The 23,633-nt window shown below is 72.7% G+C and carries 12 protein-coding genes; 9 read left to right on the forward strand and 3 right to left on the reverse strand.

Annotated elements, in window-relative coordinates; genetic code table 11:
* The first annotated feature begins 152 nt into the window (after positions 1-152).
* Both ACFV0O_RS18445 and ACFV0O_RS18450 read left to right on the forward strand, forming a co-directional pair.
* Positions 153-806, forward strand: coding sequence for a TetR/AcrR family transcriptional regulator (locus ACFV0O_RS18445; protein ID WP_380342691.1), 654 nt, complete (start codon positions 153-155; stop codon positions 804-806).
* A gap of 267 nt (positions 807-1,073) precedes the next feature.
* On the forward strand, positions 1,074-2,120 hold the full coding sequence (locus ACFV0O_RS18450; RefSeq protein ID WP_380342694.1) for an endonuclease/exonuclease/phosphatase family protein: 1,047 nt from the start codon (positions 1,074-1,076) through the stop codon (positions 2,118-2,120).
* A gap of 4 nt (positions 2,121-2,124) precedes the next feature.
* Here ACFV0O_RS18450 and ACFV0O_RS18455 read toward each other — a convergent pair whose 3' ends face one another.
* A complete protein-coding gene (locus tag ACFV0O_RS18455) occupies positions 2,125-3,879 on the reverse strand; it encodes an NAD+ synthase (protein ID WP_380342695.1) in 1,755 nt (584 codons plus the stop codon).
* Between the two features lie 185 nt (positions 3,880-4,064).
* Here ACFV0O_RS18455 and glnA point away from each other — a divergent pair, with 185 nt between their 5' ends.
* Both glnA and ACFV0O_RS18465 read left to right on the forward strand, forming a co-directional pair.
* A complete protein-coding gene (gene glnA, locus ACFV0O_RS18460) occupies positions 4,065-5,426 on the forward strand; it encodes a type I glutamate--ammonia ligase (protein WP_380342698.1) in 1,362 nt (453 codons plus the stop codon).
* 183 nt (positions 5,427-5,609) lie between these two features.
* A complete protein-coding gene (locus tag ACFV0O_RS18465) occupies positions 5,610-8,633 on the forward strand; it encodes a bifunctional [glutamine synthetase] adenylyltransferase/[glutamine synthetase]-adenylyl-L-tyrosine phosphorylase (RefSeq protein WP_380342701.1) in 3,024 nt (1,007 codons plus the stop codon).
* A gap of 109 nt (positions 8,634-8,742) precedes the next feature.
* Here ACFV0O_RS18465 and ACFV0O_RS18470 read toward each other — a convergent pair whose 3' ends face one another.
* Complete coding sequence (locus ACFV0O_RS18470) at positions 8,743-9,711, reverse strand: phosphatase PAP2 family protein (RefSeq protein ID WP_380342704.1); 969 nt, start codon at positions 9,709-9,711, stop codon at positions 8,743-8,745.
* A gap of 317 nt (positions 9,712-10,028) precedes the next feature.
* Here ACFV0O_RS18470 and pulA point away from each other — a divergent pair, with 317 nt between their 5' ends.
* The 4 genes from pulA to ACFV0O_RS18490 all read left to right on the forward strand — a co-directional run bounded on the left by pulA (position 10,029) and on the right by ACFV0O_RS18490 (position 21,068).
* Positions 10,029-15,572, forward strand: coding sequence for a pullulanase-type alpha-1,6-glucosidase (gene pulA, locus ACFV0O_RS18475; protein ID WP_380342707.1), 5,544 nt, complete (start codon positions 10,029-10,031; stop codon positions 15,570-15,572).
* A gap of 704 nt (positions 15,573-16,276) precedes the next feature.
* Positions 16,277-18,610, forward strand: coding sequence for a M4 family metallopeptidase (locus ACFV0O_RS18480; RefSeq protein ID WP_380342710.1), 2,334 nt, complete (start codon positions 16,277-16,279; stop codon positions 18,608-18,610).
* Positions 18,611-18,949: 339 nt separating this feature from the next.
* Positions 18,950-20,710, forward strand: a complete 1,761-nt coding sequence (locus ACFV0O_RS18485; protein ID WP_380342713.1) for a carbohydrate-binding module family 20 domain-containing protein — start codon at positions 18,950-18,952, stop codon at positions 20,708-20,710.
* Between the two features lie 136 nt (positions 20,711-20,846).
* Positions 20,847-21,068, forward strand: a complete 222-nt coding sequence (locus ACFV0O_RS18490) for a hypothetical protein (RefSeq protein ID WP_380342715.1) — start codon at positions 20,847-20,849, stop codon at positions 21,066-21,068.
* Positions 21,069-21,200: 132 nt separating this feature from the next.
* On the opposite strand, the gene ACFV0O_RS18495 is transcribed toward ACFV0O_RS18490, so the two are convergent.
* Positions 21,201-21,944 (reverse strand): SDR family oxidoreductase, encoded by a 744-nt coding sequence (locus ACFV0O_RS18495; protein WP_360268073.1) that lies wholly within the window; start codon positions 21,942-21,944, stop codon positions 21,201-21,203.
* Positions 21,945-22,366: 422 nt separating this feature from the next.
* On the opposite strand from ACFV0O_RS18495, the gene ACFV0O_RS18500 reads away from it, so the two are divergent.
* Positions 22,367-23,416: an alpha/beta hydrolase gene (locus ACFV0O_RS18500; protein WP_380342718.1), complete on the forward strand. Its 1,050-nt coding sequence runs from the start codon at positions 22,367-22,369 to the stop codon at positions 23,414-23,416.
* Positions 23,417-23,633: the final 217 nt, after the last annotated feature.

Genomic DNA, 23,633 nt, shown 5'->3' on the forward strand with positions numbered 1-23,633 from the left:
GCCCGCGCGGGGGGGGGGTTACTCGCCGCGCCCGCGGGGGCCCCGGGGGTGGGGGCGCCCTGGGCGGGGGGGCGGGCCCCCCCCCCCCCCCGGCCCGCCAACGACACGGACGGCGCCCGCGCGCCCGGGCACAGCGAGGGAGAACAGCGGGGATGAAGACGGACACCCCGACCGCCGGCACCGAGCAGGACTGCGCTGCCGACAGCGGCCCGGCCTGCGCCGCCACACGCCGCGGCCGGCCCCGCAGCGAGGCCGCCGAGCAGGCCATCTTCACCGCGGTGGAGGACCTGATGGCGGGCGGCACCACGATGGCCGAGCTCACCATCGAGGGCATCGCCACCGCCGCCGGCGTCGGCAAGGCCACCATCTACCGGCGCTGGCCCAACAAGGAGGCCCTGCTGGTCGACGTGGTCGGCCGGCTGGAGGTCCCGATGCCGGAGCCGACCGGCGGCGGCGCGCGGGCCGACCTGATCGAGATGATCGACTACATGCGCCGACGCGGCCTCGCCAAGCGCACCCGCTGGGTGCTCAAGGCGGCCCTCGGCCAGATGCACAGCCTGCCCGAGCTGCACAACGCCTACCGCGACCGGGTGGTCAAGCCCCGCCGGGAGGCCGGGCTGGCGCTGATCCGCCGCGCCGTGGACGAGGGCGTGCTCCGCTCCGACCTCGAACTGGACCTGCTGGGCGACCTGTTGATGGGCCCGATCCTGTACCGCAGCATCCTGTGGGACGACTCCGACCTGGAGGACCCGGACCTGGCCCGCAAGATGGTCGACTCGCTGCTCGACGGCCTCGCGCCGCACTGACCCCCGACGCCGTCCGCCCGGCCCGCGCCGCCCCCGGGGCCGTGTCGGGGCCGCGTCGGGGCCGCGTCGAACGCCCGGCCGTCCCGACCGGACGTGGTCTAACTCACCAAACGAGGCCGCGCCGGAACCCGCTCCGGGGGAGTGACGTCTCTCCCGGCATAGGCTGAGCCGGGTATCCGATCGAACCGGCACCGGTCCGGCACCGTGCCCGTCCGCACGGGCCGGACCCCGGACCGGCGGACGGCACGAGCGAACGGGAGCCACGCAATGGTGCAGGCGGACAGGACCGAGCGGACCGCGGCTCCCGGAGGTGCCGACGACTCGGCCCCCGCGGCCCCGTCCGGCGGATTCCTCGGCCTGCGGGACTGGGGCCGGGACGCCCGCGGGGCCACCACCTGGCGGCGCGGCCTGGTGGTCGCCGTCCTGGCCGCGCTGACCGCCGCGCTGTTCGCCTTCCACGCCGAGGTCCCCAACGGCGTCGGCAACCTCGGCAGTCTGCTGGAGACCTTCCTGCCCTGGCTGGGCCTGGCCGTCCCGTTGCTGCTCGTGCCCGCGCTGCTGCGCCGCTCCGCCACCGCGCTGCTCACCCTGCTGCTGCCCGTGGTGCTCTGGGCCAACCTGTTCGGCGGCCTGCTGACCGACAAGAGCGGTGGCAAGGGGGACTGGACGGTGGTCAGCCACAACGTCGCCGCCGGGAACACCGACGTCCCGGCCACCGTCCGGGGGCTGGTGGCGTCCGGCGCCCAGATCGTCGCCCTGCAGGAGCTGGCCGGCCGGTCGCTGCGCTCGTACGAGACCGGGCTCGCCGAGGCCTACCCCTACCACACGGTGGAGGGCACGGTCGGGCTCTGGTCGAAGTACCCGATCAGCGGGGTCTCCCCGGTGGACCTCAAGATGGGCTGGACCAGGGCGTTCCGGGCCCAGGTCGGCACCCCGCAGGGCCCGGTCGCGGTGTACGTCGCGCACCTGCCCTCGGTGCGGCTGAAGGCCGAGGGCGGTTTCACCGTCAACCAGCGGGACGCCAGCGCACAGGCGCTCGGCGACGCGATCCAGGCCGAGCCGGTCAGGAAGGTGCTGCTGCTCGGCGACCTCAACGGCACCATGAACGACCGCAGTCTGGCACCGGTCACCTCGCAGATGCGCTCGGCCCAGGGCGCCGCCGGGGACGGCTTCGGCTTCAGCTGGCCGGCGGCCTTCCCGATGGCCCGGATCGACCAGATCATGAGCAGGGGCGGGCTCGAACCGGTCGACTCCCGCACCCTGCCCCGGGACGGCAGCGACCACCTCGCGGTGGTCGCCACCTACCGGTACTGACGGGTCAGCCGCGGCGCCAGCGGTTGGTGATCGGCAGCCGGCGGTCCCGGCCGAAGTTCTTCACCGAGATCTTCGGGCCCGGCGGGTACTGGCGCCGCTTGTACTCGGCGGTGTCGACCAGCCGCACCACCCGGTCCACCACGGCCGGGTCGAAACCGGCCGCGACGATCGCGTCCCGGCCCTCGTCGCCCTCGATGTAGCGGGTCAGCACGCTGTCCAGCAGGTCGTAGTCGGGCAGCGAGTCGGTGTCCTTCTGGTCCGGCCGCAGCTCGGCGGACGGGGGCTTGACGATGGTGTTCTCCGGGATCGGAGCCACCTCGCCGCGCCGCCCGGCCTCCTCGTTGCGCCAGCGGGCGAGCCGGAAGACCAGCGACTTGTAGACGTCCTTGATCGGCCCGAAGGCGCCCACCGAGTCGCCGTACAGGGTCGAGTAACCGACCGCCAGTTCGCTCTTGTTGCCGGGCGCGAGCACGATGTGCCCCTCCTGGTTGGAGATCGCCATCAGCAGCGTGCCGCGCAGCCGGGACTGCAGGTTCTCCTCGGCCAGGCCGCTCAGCCCGGTGGCGCCCATGTAGGCGTCGAACATCGGGGCGATGGAGACGGTCCGGAAGTGCAGGCCGGTCCGGCGGGCCAGGTCCGCCGCGTCGTCCTTGGAGTGCTCGGAGGAGTAGCGGCTGGGCATCGAGACGCAGTACACGTTCTCGGCGCCGATCGCGTCCACCGCGATCGAGGCCACCAGCGCCGAGTCGATGCCGCCGGAGAGGCCGATCAGCACCGAACGGAAACCGTTCTTCTCCACGTACGCCCGGGTGCCGGAGACCAGCGCGGCCCAGATCTCGGCCTCGTCCGAGATCCGCGGCGCCACCTCGGCGGCCAGCGCCGGTACGGGGGCGGGCCGCGGCTCGCCGCTCAGCTCGGTGCGGACCAGGTGCAGGCCGTCGCTCAGCAGCAGGCCGTCGGTGTGGTCGCTGCTCGCGGCCGGCAGGTCGAGGTCCAGCACCATCAGGTGCTCCTCGAACTGCGGGGAGCGGCCCAGCACTTCGCCGTCCGCGCCGACCACGATCGAGTCGCCGTCGAAGACCAGCTCGTCCTGGCCGCCGACCATGTTGACGTAGGCCAGGGCGCAGCCCGCCTCGGCCGCCCGGCGCCGCACCAGCTCCAGCCGCTCGTCGTCCTTGTTCCGCTCGTACGGCGAGCCGTTGACCACCAGCAGCAGCCCGGCCTCGGCCTCGCGGGCCGCGGTGACCCGGCCGCCGTCCTGCCAGATGTCCTCGCAGATCGCCAGTGCGACGTCCACCCCGTGCACCCGGACGACCGGCAGCTGGTCGCCCGGGACGAACCAGCGGAACTCGTCGAACACGCCGTAGTTGGGCAGGTGGTGCTTGGCGAAGCGGGTCACCACCTCGCCCCGGTGCAGCACGGCGGCACAGTTCTGCGGCGACCCGGCCGGGCGGTTGAAGCGCGGCGAGGCGTGCTCGGAGCGCCCGAGGTAGCCGACCACCACCGGCACCTCGCCCAGACCCTCGACCGCCAGCCGGGCGGCCAGCTCGACCAGCGCGCCCCGGGAGGCCTCGACGAAGGAGCCCCGCAGGGCGAGGTCCTCGACCGGGTACCCGGTGAGGGCCATCTCGGGGAAGGCGACCAGCTGCGCGCCGGCCTCGACGGCCTGCTTGGTCCAGCGCACCACCTCATCGCTGTTGCGGGCGAGGTCACCGACCCAGGGGTCGATCTGGCTCAGGGCGAGACGGAGATTGGGCATGTCCCCGAGTGTAATCGTCTATCTGACGCAATGTCCCGCGAGGGGGCGGTCCGGACGCCGTCCCGGGGGTCGGCACTGCCGTCCCGGCCGGTGATCGGCCATGATGGGGACATTCGCGGCCAGGGGTCTTCCGGAGGCCTCCCGGGCGTAACACGAGCGTAAAGAGCAGAGGTGAGACTGTCCCCATGGGCAAGCAGCAGCAGTTCGTGCTTCGGACGCTCGAAGAGCGTGACATCCGGTTCGTCCGGCTGTGGTTCACCGACGTGCTCGGGTTCCTCAAGTCGGTCGCGGTGGCGCCGGCCGAACTGGAGCAGGCCTTCGAGGAGGGCATCGGGTTCGACGGCTCCGCGATCGAGGGCTTCGCCCGGGTGTACGAGTCCGACATGATCGCCAAGCCGGACCCGACCACCTTCCAGATCCTGCCGTGGCGCTCGGAGACCCCGGGCACCGCCCGGATGTTCTGCGACATCCTGATGCCGGACGGCTCGCCGTCCTACGCCGACCCCAGGTTCGTGCTCAAGCGCACCCTGGAGAAGGCCTCCGAGCAGGGCTTCACCTTCTACACCCACCCGGAGATCGAGTTCTTCCTGCTGAAGAACCTGCCCGGCGACGGCACCGCGCCCATCCCCGCCGACCAGTCCGGCTACTTCGACCACACCCCGCGCGGGGTCGGCCACGACTTCCGCCGCCAGGCGATCACCATGCTGGAGTCGATGGGCATCTCGGTCGAGTTCTCGCACCACGAGGGCGCCCCCGGCCAGCAGGAGATCGACCTGCGCTACGCCGACGCGCTGTCCACCGCCGACAACATCATGACCTTCCGCCTGGTCATGAAGGAGGTCGCGCTGGAGCAGGGCGTGCACGCCAGCTTCATGCCCAAGCCCTTCTCCGAGCACCCCGGCAGCGGCATGCACACCCACGTCTCGCTGTTCGAGGGCGACCGCAACGCCTTCCACGAGTCCGGCGCCGAGTACCAGCTCTCCAAGGTCGGCAGGTCCTTCATCGCCGGCCTGCTGAAGCACGCCGCCGAGACCGCCGCCGTCACCAACCAGTGGGTGAACTCCTACAAGCGGATCTGGGGCGGCTCCCAGCGCACCGCCGGCGCCGGCGGCGAGGCGCCGTCCTACATCTGCTGGGGCCACAACAACCGTTCGGCGCTCATCCGGGTGCCGATGTACAAGCCGGGCAAGCAGGGCTCCACCCGGATCGAGGTCCGCTCCCTCGACACCGGCTGCAACCCCTACCTCGCCTACGCCGTCACCCTCGCGGCCGGCCTCAAGGGCATCGAGGAGGGCTACGAGCTCCCGCCCGGCGCCGACGACGACGTGTGGGCGCTGTCCGACTCCGAGCGCCGCGCCCTCGGCATCCAGCCGATGCCGCAGAACCTCGGCGAGGCCATCGACCTGATGCAGCGCAGCGAACTCGTCGCCGAGACCCTGGGCGAGCACGTGTTCGACTTCTTCCTGCGCAACAAGCGCCAGGAGTGGGAGGAGTACCGCTCCGAGGTCACCCCGTTCGAGCTGCGGAAGAACCTCCAGGTGCTGTGAGCGGGTGACGGCCGCTCGCACCGCCTCCGGCCCGCCGTCGCCCGCGAGGGCGGCGGCGGGCCTCCGCGTGGACGGACCGGCGGCACGGGCCGCCGCGACGGCCCGTACGTCCGCCCGGCGGTGGTGCCCGGCGCCGGGCCGTCCGGGCGCGTAACCTGCTGGGGCGGACGGATGGAGGGGTCGATGGCGGTGGAGGATCAGCGGGCCGGGAGCCGGGTCAGCAGGCCGGAGAACCGGCTGGTCCGGCGCGGATTCGGCGACCCGGCACGGGCGGTGCGGCTGCTGGAGGGCCCCGGGCTGGAAGGGCTCGCCGACGACCCCGTGCTGCTGGACGCGCTCGGCGCCACCGCCGACCCCGACCTCGCGCTGCTCGGCCTGGCCCGGCTGATGGAGGCCGCCGAGGAGACCGACCGGCACACCCTGCGGGACACCCTCACCACCTCCAAGCCGCTGCGCGACCGGCTGCTCGGCGTGCTCGGCGTCTCCACCGCGCTCGGCGACCACCTGGCCCGGCACCCGCACGACTGGCACATGCTGGTCACCTTCGAACTGCGCGACATGCACCCCGGCCCCGAGGACTTCCTCCGCGCCCTCGGCGAGGGCGTCCGCGAGGGCGACCGCGGCCCGGCGGACGCCCTGCGGGTCGCCTACCGCCGCTGCCTGCTCACCATCGCCGCCCGCGACCTCACCGGCACCAGCGACCTCGCCCGGACCGCCGCCGAACTCGCCGACCTGGCCGGCGCCACCCTGCAGACCGCCCTGGACCTCGCCGCCGAACACGACCCGGAGGCCGCCGCGGCCTGCCGGCTCGCGGTGATCGGCATGGGCAAGTGCGGCGGCCGTGAACTCAACTACGTCTCGGACGTGGACGTCATCTTCGTCGCCGAGCCGCGCGAGGGCGTGGACGAGCACGAGGCGGTCAAGGCCGCCACCCGGCTGGCCGCCGCCCTCACCCGGCTCTGCGCGGACACCACCGGCGAGGGCACCATCTGGCCGGTGGACGCCAACCTGCGCCCCGAGGGCCGCAACGGCCCGCTGGTGCGCACCCTGGCCAGCCACCTCGCCTACTACCAGCGCTGGGCCAAGACCTGGGAGTTCCAGGCGCTGCTCAAGGCCCGCCCGGTCGCCGGGGACGCCGAGCTCGGCGCCGCGTACGTCGAGGCGCTCGCCCCGATGGTGTGGCAGGCCGCCGCCCGGGAGAACTTCGTCACCGACGTGCAGCAGATGCGCCGGCGGGTGATCGACTCCATCCCGGTGACCGAACTGGACCGCCAGCTCAAGCTCGGCCCGGGCGGGCTGCGCGACGTCGAGTTCTCCGTCCAGCTGCTCCAGCTGGTGCACGGCCGCACCGACCCGGCGCTGCGCAGCGGCAACACCCTGGAGGCGCTGGCCGCGCTCTCCCGGGGCGGGTACGTCGGCCGGGCGGACGCCACCTCGCTGGACACCGCGTACCGCTTCCTCCGCTCGCTGGAGCACCGGATCCAGCTCCACCGGCTGCGCCGCACCCACCTGATGCCCACCGGCGCCGAGGACCTGCGCCGGCTGGCCCGCTCGCTGACCGCGCTGATCAACGACGACACCCGGGCCGACCCGGTCGCCGCGCTGCAGCGGGAGTGGAAGCGGCACGCGGTGGAGGTCCGTCGGCTGCACGAGAAGCTGTTCTACCGGCCGCTGCTGGACGCGGTCGCGGAACTGCCGCCCGGCGCCGCCGGGCTGACCCCGGACGCCGCCCGGGCCCGGCTGGAGGCGCTCGGCTACACCGACCCGGCGGCCGCGCTGCGGCACATCAGCGCGCTGGCCTCCGGGGTGAGCCGCAAGGCGGCGATCCAGCGCACCCTGCTGCCGGTCCTGCTCGGCTGGTTCGCCGACTCGGCCGACCCGGACGCCGGGCTGCTCAACTTCCGCCAGGTCTCCGACGCGCTCGGCCGCACCCCCTGGTACCTGCGGCTGCTGCGGGACGAGAGCGCCGCCGCCGAACAGCTGGCCCGGGTGCTCTCGGCCGGCCGGCTCGCGCCCGACCTGCTGTTGCGCGCCCCCGAGGCGGTGGCCATGCTGGGCGACCCGCACGGCCTGGAACCGCGCGGGCGGGCGGCGCTGCAGTCGGAGATACTGGCCGCCGTCGGCCGGGCCGGGTCCACCACGGCCGCCGTGGCCGCCGCCCGCTCGGTGCGCCGCCGGGAGCTGTTCCGCACCGCCGCCGCGGACGTCCTCGGCCGGCTCGGGGAGGACCCCGCCGAGGCGCTGGACACCGCGGGCGAGGCGCTCACCGCGCTCAACGCCGCCACCCTGCACGGCGCGCTGCGGGCCTGCGTCGCGGGCTGGGAGGCCGAGCACGGGGACCTGCCGACCCGGATCTCGGTGGTCGCGATGGGCCGCTTCGGCGGCCACGAACTGGGCTACGGCTCGGACGCGGACGTGCTCTTCGTCCACGAGCCGCTGCTCGGCTCACTGGAGGAGGACGCCGCCCGGGCCGCCCAGGCGGTCTGCCACGAGCTGCGCACCCAGCTCGGCGCGCCGTCCACCGAACCGCCGCTGGTGGTCGACGCCGACCTGCGGCCGGAGGGGCGCAGCGGTCCGCTGGTGCGCAGCCTCGCCTCGTACGCGGCGTACTACCGGCGCTGGTCGCACGCCTGGGAGAGCCAGGCGCTGCTGCGGGCCGAGCCGGTGGCCGGGGACGAGGACCTGGGCGCGCGGTTCCGGCAGCTGATCGACCCGCTGCGCTACCCGGGCGCCGGGGTGCCGGAGCGGGACCTGATGGAGATCCGCCGGATCAAGGCCCGGATCGAGGCCGAGCGGCTGCCGCGCGGGGCCGACCCGACCACCCACACCAAGATCGGGCGGGGCGGCCTGGCGGACGTGGAGTGGACGGTGCAGCTGCTCCAGCTGCAGCACGGGCACGAGGTGCCGGCCCTGCGGACCACCCGGACCAGGGCGGCGCTGGCGGCCGCGGTCGAGGCCGCTCTGGTGGGGCAGGAGGACGCGGAGGTGCTGGAGGCGGCCTGGGTGCTGGCCTCCCGGGTGCGGGCGGCGGTGATGCTGGTGCGCGGCCGGCCCGGGGACAGCTTCCCGGGGGAGGCCCGGGAGTTGTCCGGGGTGGCCCGCTACCTCGGGTACGGCGCCGGGCACAGCGGGGAGCTGCTGGACGACTACCGGCGGACCACCCGGCGGGCCCGGGTGGTGGTGGACCGGCTGTTCTACGGCCTGTGACCGATCCACGGCCGGTGGACCCCGGAGGCGCTCCCGGGTACGCGGAAGGGGCCCCGGGTGGGGGCCCCTTCGTCGTGCGCGGGTGTCGCCGTGCGGGCGAGTGCCGGGCCTACCGGCGCGCGGTGCTGACCGCGGGCTCGCTCCACTGCTCGGGAACGGTGATCGGCTGCTCGGCGGCCGTCTCCCGGGACGGCACCCGGGGCAGCTTGTAGACCCAGTCGTGGTAGAGCCAGCGGGCGGTGAGGAAGCCCAGGCTCAGGCAGATCTCGCCGCCGACGGCGTCCATCCAGAAGTGGTTGGCGGTCGAGACGATGACCAGCAGGGTCGCGGCCGGGTACATCAGGCCGAGTGCCCTGACCCACTTCCGGCGGGCCAGGAAGAAGATCGCCAGGCCGCACCACATCGACCAGCCGATGTGCATCGACGGCATCGCGGCGTACATGTTGGAGACGTGCGCGGCGGGCCCGGAGGCGAAGGAGCCCCAGGTGCCGTGGGTCTTCACGGTGTCGATGAAGCCGCCGTCGGCCATCAGCCGGGGCGGGGCCAGCGGGAAGGAGTAGAAGCCGACCAGCGCGATCAGGGTGGTGACGAACAGCACGGTGCGGGCGGCCACGTAGCGGCCGGGGTGGCTGCGGTAGAGCCAGACCAGCACGCCGATCGTGATCACGAAGTGCAGCGTGGCGTAGTAGTAGTTCATCCCCGTGATGAGCCACCCGACGCCGTCCACGGCGTGGTTGACCGAGCGCTCGACCGCGATGCCGAGGTGCTGCTCCAGCTCCCAGATCCAGCGTGCGTGCTTCTGGGCTATCGCTTCCTGCTGGGGGACCGCGTTGCGGACGACCGAGTAGATCCAGTAGCTGATCCCGATCAGGGCCAGCTCGAACCAGATCCGCGGCCGGGCCGGTGACCGGCGCTGCTCGCGGAAACGATTGCGCAGTGCGGCGCTTCGGGTCTGGGCGGCACGGGTGGCTCCGTCGGGCTGGCGACCGGGTTCGGCCGTCACCGCTTCGGAACCGCCACCGCTGGCCGCTTCGGCGCGCACGGCGTCGCCTCGCTGGATCTCGGTCGGTTCCCCCATGGACGAGAAGTCTGCCAGACCGCTCGTAGCCGTCTGCTCATCCTCTGGAAGTGGATTCTTCACCGGCTGTCCCCCTTGAGGGCTAGGGGCCGGCTCCCACCGGGGTAGGGGGTGCGCGGGGATCTGGTGCTAACCGGTGGGACGGACATACGTCCCATTGTCACGCCCGTCGCTCCGGGGGAGTAATCGGGGTGGCCGGAGACGGTCGGCGGCCTGGATTTTCCCCGAACGAAACGGTTTCTGCATCTTGCTGAAACATATTGCAGGCCGCTAGCTTCCTGGGAAATCGATCGCCCCTTCCCCTAAGGGAGCCCTCAGTGGCCGATGCCCCGCCCCGCCCCCGACGGAGCAGATCCCCCCGCGGTCCCGGCCGCACGGCCGTCCTGCTCGCGGCCGCGCTGACCGCCGCCACCCTCGGCGGCGCCCCCGCGGCCCTCGCCGCCGCGCCGCCGCCCCCGCCCTCCGACGCAGCCCTGGCGGCCACCGCCGGACGGCACGACCTCACCCGCGAGCAGTTCTACTTCGTCCTGCCCGACCGCTTCGCCAACGGCGACCAGGCCAACGACGGCGGCGGCATCACCGGCGGCCGCCTGGAGAACGGCTTCGACCCCGCCGACAAGGGCTTCTACCACGGCGGCGACCTGGCCGGCCTGATCCGGAAGCTCGACTACATCCAGGACCTCGGCACCACCGCGATCTGGATGGCGCCGATCTTCAAGAACAAGCCGGTGCAGGGCACCGGGGCGGACGCCTCGGCCGGCTACCACGGCTACTGGATCACCGACTTCACCCAGGTCGACCCGCACTTCGGCACCAACGACCAGCTCAAGGAGCTGATAGCCAAGGCGCACGCCCGCGGCATCAAGGTCTTCTTCGACGTCATCACCAACCACACCGCCGACGTCGTCGACGACGCCGAGCAGCAGCACGGCTACCGCTCGACCGGTGCCTACCCGACGCTCGACGCCGACGGCAACCCGGTCGACGAGACCGCCGTCGCCGACGCGGGGACGCCCTGGCCGCGGATCACCAAGGACTCCTTCCCGTACACCCCGGTCTTCCGCAACCCCGGGGACGCGACCGCCAAGACCCCGTCCTGGCTCAACGACCCCTCGCTGTACCACAACCGGGGCGACTCGACCTTCGTCGGCGAGTCCGCCACCGAGGGCGACTTCAGCGGCCTCGACGACCTCGACACCCAGAACCCCCGGGTGGTGAAGGGCTTCGAGAAGGTCTACCAGCAGTGGGTCAAGGACGTCGGCGTGGACGGCTTCCGGATCGACACCGTCAAGCACGTGAACATGGCCTTCTGGCAGCAGTGGGCGCCCGCGCTCAAGGACTTCGCGGCCAAGCAGGGCAACAAGAAGTTCTTCATGTTCGGCGAGGTCTACTCCGGCGACCCGGCGGTCACCTCGCCCTACGTCACCAAGGGCAAGCTGCAGGCCACCCTGGACTTCCCGTTCCAGGGCGCCGCCCGGTCCTACGTCTCCCAGGGCGGATCGGCGAAGACCCTCGCCGACGTCTACGGCCAGGACTACCGCTACACCGGCGCCGACACCGACGCGTACGAGCTGCCGACCTTCCTCGGCAACCACGACATGGGCCGCTTCGGCTCCTTCCTGCTCGCCGACAACCCGGGCGCCGACGAGGCGACCCTGCTGAAGAAGGACCGGCTCGGCAACGAGCTGCAGTTCCTCACCCGCGGCCAGCCCGTCGTCTACTACGGCGACGAGCAGGGCTTCACCGGGGCGGGCGGCGACAAGGACGCCCGGCAGGACCTGTTCGCCTCGAAGACCCCCTCCTACAACGGCGACCGGGTGCTCGGCGGCGCCGCCGGTCCGGCCGACCGCTACGGACAGGGCGGCGAGCTCTACCAGGGCATCGCCGGGCTGGCGAAGCTGCGCCGGGACAACCCGGCGCTGGCCGACGGCGCCCAGATCGAGCGGTACGCCGCCGACGGCCCCGGCGTCTACGCCTTCTCCCGGATCGACGCGGCGCAGCAGGTCGAGTACCTGGTGGCGGTCAACAACGCCACCGAGGCGAAGACCGTCACGCTGGACACCTTCTCGGCCGGGACGGGCTTCGACCGGATCTACCCGGCGGCGGGGGAGCGGGTCACCAGCGGCGCCGACCGCAAGGTGACCGTCACCGTTCCCGCGCTCTCCTCCGTGGTGCTCAAGGCGGCCGGCCGGCTCGCGGCCCCGGCCGCGGCGCCGCAGCTCTCGGTGCAGCCGCCCGCGGACGGCGCCACCGGGCTCGTCACGGTCGGCGCCGGCGCCGACGGCAGCGGGTTCGACCGGGTGAGCTTCGCCGCCCAGATCGGCACCGGGCCCTGGCAGACGCTGGGCACCGCCGACACCGGGAAGCCCGGCCCCGACGGCCGGAGGAACTTCCTCGTCACCCAGGACCTCGGCGCCGTCGCCCCCGGCACGGTCGTGCGGTACAAGGCGGTCGTGCAGGACTCCGGGGGCCACCTGCGCTCCGCCACCGCGAGCTTCACCACCGGCACCCCCGCACCAAAGCCGGTGCCCACCGCGGGCGCCCGCCCGTACGCCGTCGTCCACTACAACCGGCCGGACGGCGACTACGACGGCTGGAACCTCTACGCCTGGGGCGACCTCGCCGACGGCGAGGCCACCCAGTGGCCCGCCGGGCACGGCTTCACCGGGCGGGACGCGTACGGCGCCTTCGCGTACGTGCGGCTCAAGCCGGGCGCCTCGGACGTCGGGTTCGTCGTGGAGAAGAACGGCGTCAAGGACGTGGACGCCGACCGGCACGTCGACATCGGCAGCACCGGCGAGGTGTGGCTGAAGCAGGGCGACCCGGCCGTGCGCACCGCCGACCCCGGCCCGGCGAACACCCAGCCGGCGAACACCGCCGTCATCCACTACAACCGGGCCGACGGCGACTACGACGGCTGGGGCCTGCACGACTGGACCGGCGCCGCCGCCCCCACCGACTGGGGCAAGCCGCTGACGCCGGTGCGCCGCGACGCCTTCGGCGCCGTCTTCGAGGTGCCGCTGGCCCCCGGCGCGACCAGCCTCAGCTACATCCTCCACAAGGGCAACGACAAGGACCTGCCCGCCGACCAGTCGCTGGACTTCGCCGTCAACGGCAAGGAGGTCTGGATCCTCGGCGGCCGCGAGGGCTACCTGCTGCCGCAGAACCCGGCCGCCTCCTCGCAGGTCGACCTCGGCACCGCCAAGGCGCAGTGGATCGACGCGCGGACCGTCGTCGTCCCGGCGAACTACGGCGCGGGCGACGACGCCCTGGCCGGCGGCACCAGCGCCCAGCTGGTGTACGACCCGGCCGGCGGCATCAAGGCCGACAAGGGCGTGCTGACCGAGCCCGGCCGGTGGCTGCGGCTCACCCCGGTCAAGGGCGGGCTGACCGACGCGCAGAAGGCCGCGTACCCGCACCTGGCGGGCTACCGGGCCTTCACCGTCGACGCCCGGGACACCGCCCGCGTCCCGGCCGCGCTGCGCGGCCAGCTGCTGTTCACCGAACACCTGCCCAGCGGCGCCCTGCTGGCCGGGACCGGGGTGCAGATCCCGGGCGTGCTGGACGCGTTGTACGCCGGGCGGACCGGCAGGGTCGACTTCGGCCCGGCCTACTACGACGGCAAGGTGGCGCTGTCGCTGTGGGCGCCGACCGCGCAGGAGGTCTCCGTCCAGGTCTTCGACGGCCCGACCGGAGGCACCCCGAAGACCCTGCCGCTGAAGCGGGACGACGAGACCGGAGTCTGGGAAGTCGTCCGTGACAAGGGCGAGTTGGACGGCAAGTACTACCTCTACCAGGTGAAGGTCTGGGCGCCCTCGGTGCAGCAGGTGGTGGTCAACACCGTCACCGACCCGTACTCGGTGGCGCTGTCGACCGACTCGAAGCGCAGCCTCGTCGCGAACCTCGACGCCAAGGAGCTCAAGCCCGCGGGCTGGGACGACCACGCCCGCCCGCAGGCCGTGCCGCCCGCGCAGCAGCAGATCCAGGAACTGCACGTCCGGGACTTCTCGGTGGCGGACACCACCGTCCCGGCCGCCGAACGCGGCACCTACCTGGCGTTCACCGAGTCGCAGTCGGCCGGCATGCAGCACCTGCGGGACCTGGCCAAGGCCGGGGTGACCACGATCCACCTGCTGCCGACCTTCGACATCGCCACCATCCGGGAGAACCGGGCGGAGCAGAAGCTGCCCGCCTGCGACCTCAAGTCCCTCCCGGCGGACGGCCCGAAGCAGCAGGAGTGCGTGGCGGCCGTCGCCGCCGACGACGCCTACAACTGGGGCTACGACCCGCTGCACTACAACGTGCCGGAGGGCTCCTACGCGACGGACCCCGGGGGCACGGCCCGCACCGTGCAGTTCCGGCAGATGGTGCAGGCCATGCACGCGGCCGGACTGCGGGTGGTGCTCGACGTGGTCTACAACCACACCGCCGCCAGCGGACAGGCCGAGCACTCGGTGCTGGACCGGGTCGTCCCCGGCTACTACCAGCGGCTGGACGCCGACGGCAAGGTGACGGCGGACAGCTGCTGCTCCGACACCGCGCCCGAACACGCCATGATGAACCGGCTGGTGGTCGACTCGGTGACCCTGTGGGCCCGGGAGTACAAGGTGGACGGCTTCCGCTTCGACCTGATGGGCCTGGACCCGAAGTCCACCATGCTGGACGTGCAGGCCGCACTGCGGAAGATGACGCCGGACTCGGACGGCGTGGACGGCAAGAACGTCCTCCTGTACGGCGAGGGCTGGAACTTCGGCGCCGTCGCGAACAACGCCCGGTTCCAGCAGGCCACCCAGCTCAACATGGCCGGCACCGGCATCGCCACCTTCGACGACCGGATCCGCGACGCCGCGCGCGGCGGCAACTTCATGCTCGACTCCGCGCCGCAGCAGGGCTTCGCCTCGGGCCTGTTCACCGACCCCAACGGCTCGCCCGCGAACGGGAGCCCGGAGGAACAGAAGGCCCGGCTGCTGCACCAGATGGACCAGCTGAAGGTGGGCCTGACCGGGAACCTCGCCGGGTACTCCTTCACCGACAGCTCCGGGAAGGCCGTCACCGGCGCCCGGGTCGACTACAACGGCTCCCCGACCGGGTACGCGGCCAAGCCCGGCGAGGCGGTGGAGTACGTGGACGCCCACGACAACACCGACCTCTTCGACGCGCTCGCGTACAAGCTGCCGACCGGCACCGCGCCCGCCGACCGGGCCCGGATGCAGGCGCTCGGGCTCTCGCTCACCGCGCTCACCCAGGGCGCGGGCTTCGCCCAGGCCGGCAGCGACCTGCTGCGCTCCAAGTCGCTCGACTCCAACTCCTACGACTCGGGCGACTGGTTCAACGCGATCCACTGGCCCGACCCGTCGACGGGTGCCGTGGACGGCAACGGCTGGGGCCGCGGCCTGCCGCCGGCCGCCGACAACAAGGGCATGTGGCCGACCGCGCAGTCCCTGCTGGCGAACCCGAAGCTGACCGTCGGCGCGGCCGACATGCGGGCGGCCTCGGCGCAGTACCAGGAGTTCCTGCGGATCAAGCAGTCCTCGCCGCTGTTCTCCCTGCCCACCCTGGCGGCCGTCCAGCAGCGGCTCTCGTACCCGCTGTCCGGCACCGCCGGCGAGCTGCCCGGGGTGATCACCCTGCACCTGGACGGCACCGGTCTGGCCGGGGCGGAGAAGGGCGTCACGGTGGTCTTCAACGCCACACCCACCGCACAGGCGCAGACCGTGGCCGCCCTGCGGGGGACGGGCCAGGCGCTGCACCCCGCGCAGGCGGGCGGGACGGACCCGGTGGTGAAGCAGTCCGGCTTCGACGCCGCGACCGGCACGTTCACCGTGCCGGGGCGGACCGTGGCGGTGTTCGTCCAGCGCTGATCCGGGTGCCGGGGCCGGGCCGGTGTCGATCCGACACCGGGCCGGCCCTGGCGCCGTTCCGACACGGTTCCGGCACCGGGCCGTACACCGGCTCCGACCGGTTCCGGCACCGGGCCGGACACCGGTCCCGGCACCGGATCGGACACCGGTCCGTACACCCGGGCAACCGCTGGGCCCCGCACCGCCGTTGAGGCGGAGCGGGGCCCGGTTCCGTTCCGGTCACGGTTTGGCCGGAAACAGTTCCTGGCACGGCCGGAACTGTGACGTGCCGCGCCCGCGCGGCGCTGTCCGCCGCCCGGCGGGGCGGCTCGGACTCCTGAGTGCTGGTCAGTGACCGCCGGTAGTGATCGAACTTTGTCCGGAGCATGAAAACCGTGTTCACGAGTTCGCAATGGCGTAGCACAACTGACGGACCGCCGTGCATACGGTTTCGGTAATGAACCGGCCAATCAGTGGCATGCATCTGTCATTGGCGGCCGGTTTGCTGCCACGATTCCTCCGGCTGCAGACGTGGGGGCCCCACCCCCCGGTGCAGCCGTTCCAGCCGAGGTGCAGCGCGTCCCGACCCTGCAACGGGTTGTGTGCACCGCAACCCGCTACCGCACCCCCGTCGCACCCGGCGGGGGCCCCCACTGCGCCGCAACCCCGCGGCCCAGGTTTCTCTCCACCGGTGCGACCCAGCGCCGGTCGGAAAAGGAGTCCGCATGTCCCGTTACGCTCACGCCCGGAAGGCGGCGGTCGTCATGGCCGCCTCCACCGCGCTGCTGGTCACCGGCATACCGGTCATCGCCCAGGCGGCCACCCCGGACGCGCCGGCCGCCGTCGCGGCCCAGCAGACCACCCGGGCCGCGCTGATCGCCTCGGCGAACCAGCAGACCGCCTCCCTCGCCCAGGCCCTCGGCCTGAGCGGCCAGGAGAAGCTGGTCACCAAGGACGTCGTCCAGGACACCAACGGCGGTCGCCACCTGCGCTACGAGCGCACCTACGCCGGACTCCCCGTCCTCGGCGGCGACCTGATCGTGCACCAGGACGCGAACGGTGCCACCAAGAGCGTGACCAAGGCCAGCGAGGCCAGCCTCGCCGGCGTCGACACCACCCCGGCCCAGGCCGCGCCGAAGGCCCAGGCCGCCGCGCTGGCCGTCGAGGCGGGCTCCGTCGACACCGCCCCCCGCCTGGTGGTGTGGGCCGCGGACGGCACCCCGAAGCTCGCCTGGGAGACCGTCATCGCCGGCCGCGAGTCCGACGGCACCCCGAGCAAGCTGCACGTGGTGACCGACGCCAAGACCGGTGACGTGCTCAGCAAGGCCGACGGCATCAAGCGCGGCTCCGGCACCGGCGTCTTCGTCGGCAACGTGCCGCTGACCACCACCCAGAGCGGCTCGACCTACTCGCTGAAGGACGCCACCCGCGGCGGCCAGAACACCACCGACATGAAGAACGGCACCTCCGGCAACGGCACGCTGTTCTCCAAGTCCTCGGACACCTGGGGCAACGGCCAGGCCAGCAACCGCGAGTCGGCCGCCGTCGACGCCCAGTTCGGTGCCGCCGCCACCTGGGACTTCTACAAGAACACCTTCGGCCGCAACGGCATCCGCAACGACGGCGTCGGCGCGATGAGCCGCGTCCACTACGACACCGGCTACGTCAACGCGTTCTGGGACGACAGCTGCTTCTGCATGACGTACGGCGACGGCTCCGGTGACACCCACCCGCTGACCGAGCTGGACGTCGCGGGCCACGAGATGAGCCACGGCGTCACCTCGGCCACCGCCAACCTGAACTACTCGGGCGAGTCCGGCGGCCTCAACGAGGCCACCTCGGACATCTTCGGCAACATGGTCGAGTTCTACGCCAACCTGCCCGCCGACACCCCGGACTACCTGGTCGGCGAGCTGATCGACATCAACGGCAACGGCACGCCGCTGCGCTACATGGACAAGCCCTCCAAGGACGGCACCTCGGCCGACTCCTGGTACTCGGGCGTCGGCAACCTGGACGTGCACTACTCGTCCGGCGTCGCCAACCACTTCTTCTACCTGCTGGCCGAGGGCAGCGGCGCCAAGGTCATCAACGGCGTCAGCTACAACAGCCCGACGGTCAACAACATCACCGTCACCGGCATCGGCCGGGACAAGGCCGCGCAGGTCTGGTACAAGGCGCTGACCGCGTACATGACCTCCACCACCAACTACGCGGCCGCCCGTACCGCGACCCTGAGCGCGGCCACCGACCTGTACGGCGCCAACAGCGCCGAGTACAACGCGGTCGCCACCGCCTGGGCCGGCGTCAACGTCGGCTCGCTGCCCAACCCGGGCGGCGTCACCGTCACCAGCCCGGGCAACCAGTCGACCGCCGTCGGCACCGCCGTCAACCTGGCCATCAAGGCCTCGGGCGGCACGGCTCCGCTGTCGTACTCGGCGACGGGTCTGCCGGCCGGTCTGGTGATCAACGCCTCGACGGGTGCGATCACGGGTACGCCGACCGCGGCGGGCACCTCGAACGTGACGGTGACGGCGAAGGACTCGGCGGGCAAGACCGGTTCGACGAGCTTCACCTGGACCGTGACCACGGGTGGCGGCGGTGGCTGCACCCCGGCGCAGCTGCTGGGCAACCAGGGCTTCGAGACCGGTTCGGCGGCGCCGTGGACGGCGAGCTCCGGCGTGGTCGACAACAGCTCCGGCCAGGCCGCGCACGGCGGTTCCTGGAAGGCGTGGATGAACGGCTACGGCAGCACGCACACCGACTCGCTGTCGCAGACGGTGAGCATCCCGGCGGGCTGCAAGGCGACGCTGAGCTTCTGGCTGCACATCGACACCGCGGAGTCGGGCACCACGGCGTACGACAAGCTGACCGTGTCGGTCAACGGCACCACGTTGAAGACCTACTCCAACGTGGACGCCGCGGCGGGCTACCAGCAGCGCACCTTCGACCTCTCGGCCTACGCGGGCCAGACGGTCACCGTGAAGTTCAACGGCGTCGAGGACTCCTCGCTGCAGACGAGCTTCGTCATCGACGACACCTCCGTCCAGACCGGCTGAACCCGGGTCGGCTCCTCCTGAGGGGCCGGTGAACCAGGACAGGTGAGGGGCCCGGCGGCTACGGCTGCCGGGCCCTTGCCGTGTCCGGCGGCGGGTCGGCGGCGTCCCGGCAGCAGGTCGGTCCCGCCACCGGTGGGCGGTGGTGTGGTGGTGGGGTGGAGGTCGGTGCGGCGGGTGGCGGGCCGCGGCGGACGGCGATGCAGAAACGTATCTTCCCAGGGCCTTGACGGTGTCTCCCGGCGACCCTAGGTTCAGCGCTGCAAGTTTCCGGCAAGTTACAGAAACTTCCTGCAGGCTTCACCTCCGGCTGCCCACCCCCAGCCACCCCCAGGAGACGACGTGGTCACCACCCCCACCCTCCCCCGGCCTTCGGCCGGGAGGACCCCCAGGCCCGCCCGCGCGGCCGGCGCACTCGCCGCCTCGGCGGCGCTCGCGTTCTCGCTCGGCACCGCCGTCGGCGCCCCCGCAGCCCAGGCCGCCCCGCCCGCGAACAACGGCAAGGACGTCACCGCGACCCTCTTCGAGTGGCGCTTCGACTCCGTCGCCCAGGCCTGCACCTCGACGCTCGGCCCGAAGGGCTACGGCTTCGTCGAGGTCTCGCCGCCCCAGGAGCACATCCAGGGACCGCAGTGGTGGACCTCCTACCAGCCGGTCAGCTACCGGATCGCCGGACGGCTCGGCGACCGCACGTCCTTCAAGAACATGGTCGACACCTGCCACGCGGCCGGGGTCAAGGTCATCGCCGACGCGGTGGTCAACCACATGTCGGCCGGCTCCGGCACCGGTACCGGCGGCACCGCGTACACCAAGTACGACTACCCCGGCACCTACCAGGACCAGGACTTCCACTCCTGCCGCCAGCCGATCGGCAACTACCAGGACCGCTCGAACGTCCAGAACTGCGAGCTGGTGAACCTCGCCGACCTGGACACCGGCAGCTCCTACGTCCAGACCACCATCGCGCACTACCTCGACGACCTCGGCTCGCTCGGGGTGGACGGCTACCGGATCGACGCGGCCAAGCACATCGCCGCCGCCGACCTCGCCGCGATCAAGGCCAAGACGGCCAACCCCGGGGCCTACTGGGTCCAGGAGGTCATCTACGGCGCGGGCGAGCCGATCCAGCCGTCCGAGTACACCGGCAACGGCGACGTGGACGAGTTCCGGGTCGGCACCGACCTCAAGCGCATCTTCACCGCCGACAAGCTCGCGAACCTCAACGGCTGGGGCGCCTCCTGGGGCTACCTGCCGAGCAGCCAGGCGCGCAGCTTCCTCGACAACTGGGACACCGAGCGCAACGGCTCCACCCTCAACTACACCTACGGCAACACCTACACGCTGGCCAACGTCTTCCTGCTGGCCTCCACCTACGGCTCGCCGAACGTCTACTCCGGCTACTCCTTCACCAACAAGGACGACGGCCCGCCCAACGGCGGCACCGTCAACGCCTGCTACCAGGACGGCTGGAACTGCACCCACGCCTGGCGGCAGGTCGCCAACATGGTCGGCTTCCGCAACGCCGTGGCGGGCACCGGGGTGACCGACTGGTGGTCCAACGGCAACAACGCGATCGCCTTCGGCCGTGGCAACAAGGGCTACGTCGCGCTCAACCACGAGAGCGGCGCGATCACCCGGACCTTCCAGACCGGGCTGCCGGCCGGCACCTACTGCGACGTCCAGCACGGCGACCCGCAGCCGGGCGGCGGCTGCACCGGCCCGACCTACCAGGTCGGCGCCAACGGGCAGTTCACCGCGACGGTGGGCGCGGGCGACGCGGTCGCGCTGTACGTCCAGCCGGGGACGGGCGTCTCCGGCGCCTCGTTCGACGTCAACGCGACCACCGCGTACGGGCAGGACGTCTACGTGGTCGGCGACGCCGCGGCGCTCGGCGGCTGGGACCCGGCGAAGGCACTGCCGCTGTCCTCCGCCGGCTACCCGGTCTGGTCGCTGGCGCTCTCGCTGCCGGCCGGGACCTCCGTCCAGTACAAGTACGTCCGCAAGGACGCGAGCGGCGCGGTGACCTGGGAATCCGGTGCCAACCGGACGGCGACCGTGCCCGCCGGCGGGGTCGTCACGCTGAACGACACCTGGCGGCCGTGACCCTCCGCCGCAGCCCGGCGCCGTAGCCCCCGCACCCCCGGAACCCCGTCAGCCTGGCCTGACGGGGTTCCCTCGTGCGGGTGGCCGCAGGCTCCGAAACCTCCGGCGGACGCGGGGGCGCTGGCACCATCGCGGCATGAGAACCACCCCCCTCGTCCTGGACCTCGAACTGTGCGGCGGCCGCTGGGACGGACACCGCAAGCGCGTCCACGCGGACGCCCCGCCGCCCGTCCTGCGGATGGTGCTCCGCGCCGAACTGCCCGCCGCCGAGAGCGGCGAGTACTGGCCCACCACCAGCGTCTACCGGCTGGAGGAGGACGGCGGGGTGCTGCGCTACCGGCACTCGCACGACGAGTGAGACGCGCGGGACTCGTGAAACGCGGGAGACGCGCAAGCGTGCGAGATGCGCAGGACGTGCGAGACGCGCAAGACGTGCGAGACGCGCAGGACGTGCGAGACGCGTGAGACGAGTGAACGGCGCGGAGCCGGATCAGCCGCGCCCGATGTACGGCATGGCCGTCGCCATCACGGTGGCGAACTGCACGTTGGCCTCCAGCGGCAGCGCGGCCATGTGCCGAACGGTCCGGGCGACGTCGGCCACGTCCATGGTCGGCTCGGGGGCGATCCGGCCGTCCGCCTGCCGGACGCCCGCGCCCATCGCCGCCGTCATGTCGGTCGCCGCGTTGCCGATGTCGATCTGCCCGCAGGCGATCCGGTAGGGACGGCCGTCCAGGGACAGCGACTTGGTCAGGCCGGTGACCGCGTGCTTGGTCGCGGTGTAGGCGATCGAGTGCGGGCGCGGGACGTGCGCCGAGATCGAGCCGTTGTTGACGATCCGGCCGCCCTGCGGGTCCTGGGCCTTCATCTGCCGGAACGCCGCCCGGGCGCAGAGGAAGGCGCCGGTCAGGTTGAGGTCGACCACCGCCCGCCAGGCCTCGACCTCCAACTCCTCCACCGGGACGGCCGGGCCGAAGCTGCCGGCGTTGTTGAACAGCAGGTCCACCCGGCCGTGGCGCTCGACGGTCGCGGCGAACAGGGCGTCCACGGCGGCCGGGTCGGTGACGTCGGTCGGCACCACGTCGGCCGGAGCGCCGCAGAGCCGGGCGGTCCCGTGCAGCGGTTCGGCCCGTCGGCCGGCCAGCACGGGCAGCCAGCCGGCCGCGGCCAGTTCGACCGCGACGGCCCGGCCGACGCCGCTCCCGGCTCCGGTGACGACGGCGATCTGCTGGGGCATGGGGCTCTCCTCGGGGACGGTGTCGCCGGTGCTGCGGGGATGCCGGTGACGTCGGCTCGCTGAGATCGTTCCCGATCCGCGGGCCGCCGTCACCGGTCGGAAGCACCCAAGATCCGGCGCCCGGACGGGGCCGCCGCTGTGCCCCCGCGGTGACCCCCGCCGCCCGGCCCCCGCCGCCTGACGGGAGTGGTGAAGGATTTTGCCTGATCGCGAACAAACATTGGATTTCCGGTGGTCACCGCGCAACCGGGCCACCCCGGCCCACGTCATAAGATCGCAGGAAGGCACGCCCCCGCGAGGGACGGCGGGCCACCCCGGGGGGGGGGGGCCCTGGTGGGTCCCCCCGGTTCGGCCGGCCCCCCCCGGGGGCCCCCCGCCCGGTCAGACGGACCGGGCGCGACATCGGTCGGAGAGTCCTCACCGTGCTTAGGCAGTCGTCCCGTTCCCGTGCCGTCCTGTCCGGCGCCGCCGTGCTCGCCCTGGCCGCCTCACTCGCGGCCTGCGGCAGTTCCGGTGGTGGGAAGGGGGACAGCGCCACGTCGGGTGCCTCCCCGGCCGCGAGCGGCAGCGCATCGGGCACCCCGGCGGGCGGCGGCACGGGCACCCCGGACGGTGCGGCGCCGACGCCAGGCAAGGTGCTGATGCCGACCGGCCCGAACGCCAACCTCGCCAAGGCCCGGGACACCACGGCCGGACCGATCTTCCTGACCACCGTGACCGGCGCCAAGTCCGGTGTCGCCGGCAAGGTCTGGGTCTGGCTGCCGCCCGAGTACAACGACCCCAAGTTCGCCAAGACCGGCTTCCCGGTGCTCACCCTCTTCGCGGGCGGCCAGAGCAACGGCTACAACACCTGGACCGACAACCAGCTGCCCATCCAGGAGGAGAACGCGCGGCTGGTCAAGGAGGGCAAGGCCCACCCGTTCATCATGGTCATGCCGGTGCAGAACTTCAACGGCGACGAGAAGAACGCGCTGGACTGCTCCGACATCCCGGGCCAGCCCAAGATGGGCACCTGGATGGCCCAGGACATCCCGGACTTCGTCCGCGCCAACTTCCGCACCGTGCAGGGCCGCGACGGCTGGGGCGTGATGGGCGCCTCGACCGGCGGCTTCTGCAGCGCCAAGCTCGCCCTGCAGTACCCGGACGTCTACAAGGCCGCGGTGCCGATCGACGGCTACTTCATCCCGGACTCGGGCCTGTGGAAGGGCCACGACGCCGAGCGCGCGGCCAACAACCCCGACGTGCTGGTCGCGCAGGGCAAGGCCGACGTGAAGATGCTGGTCACCGCGGGCGGTGCCAACCCGTACGAGACCAAGGTGGTCAAGTCCTGGGTGGCCAAGGCCGCCGCGCCGGTGGGCATCACGTACTACGAGCAGCCCGGCGGCAAGCACCTGACCTCGGACTTCAAGAAGATGATCCCGGACACCCTGGAGTGGCTGAGCAAGAACCTGGCGGGGCCGGCGGCCGACTGAGGCCGTTCCTGCCGTTCCTGTCGTTCCCGGCGTTTCGCCGGGTCTCGGCCGCCGGGACGCCGGGGCGCCACGGCCGGGACCCCGGGCCCGCCCGGGGATCGACCCCGGGCCCGCCCGCGGGGGGGGGGGGGGGGGCGGGCGGGCGGGGGGGGGGGGTGGGGGCGGGGGGGGGGGCCGGGGGGGGGGGGCGGGGGGGGGCGGGGCCCCGGTGCCCCCC

Origin of the sequence: Kitasatospora sp. NPDC059577 (assembly GCF_042735475.1) — a bacterium.
Taxonomy (GTDB): domain Bacteria; phylum Actinomycetota; class Actinomycetes; order Streptomycetales; family Streptomycetaceae; genus Kitasatospora.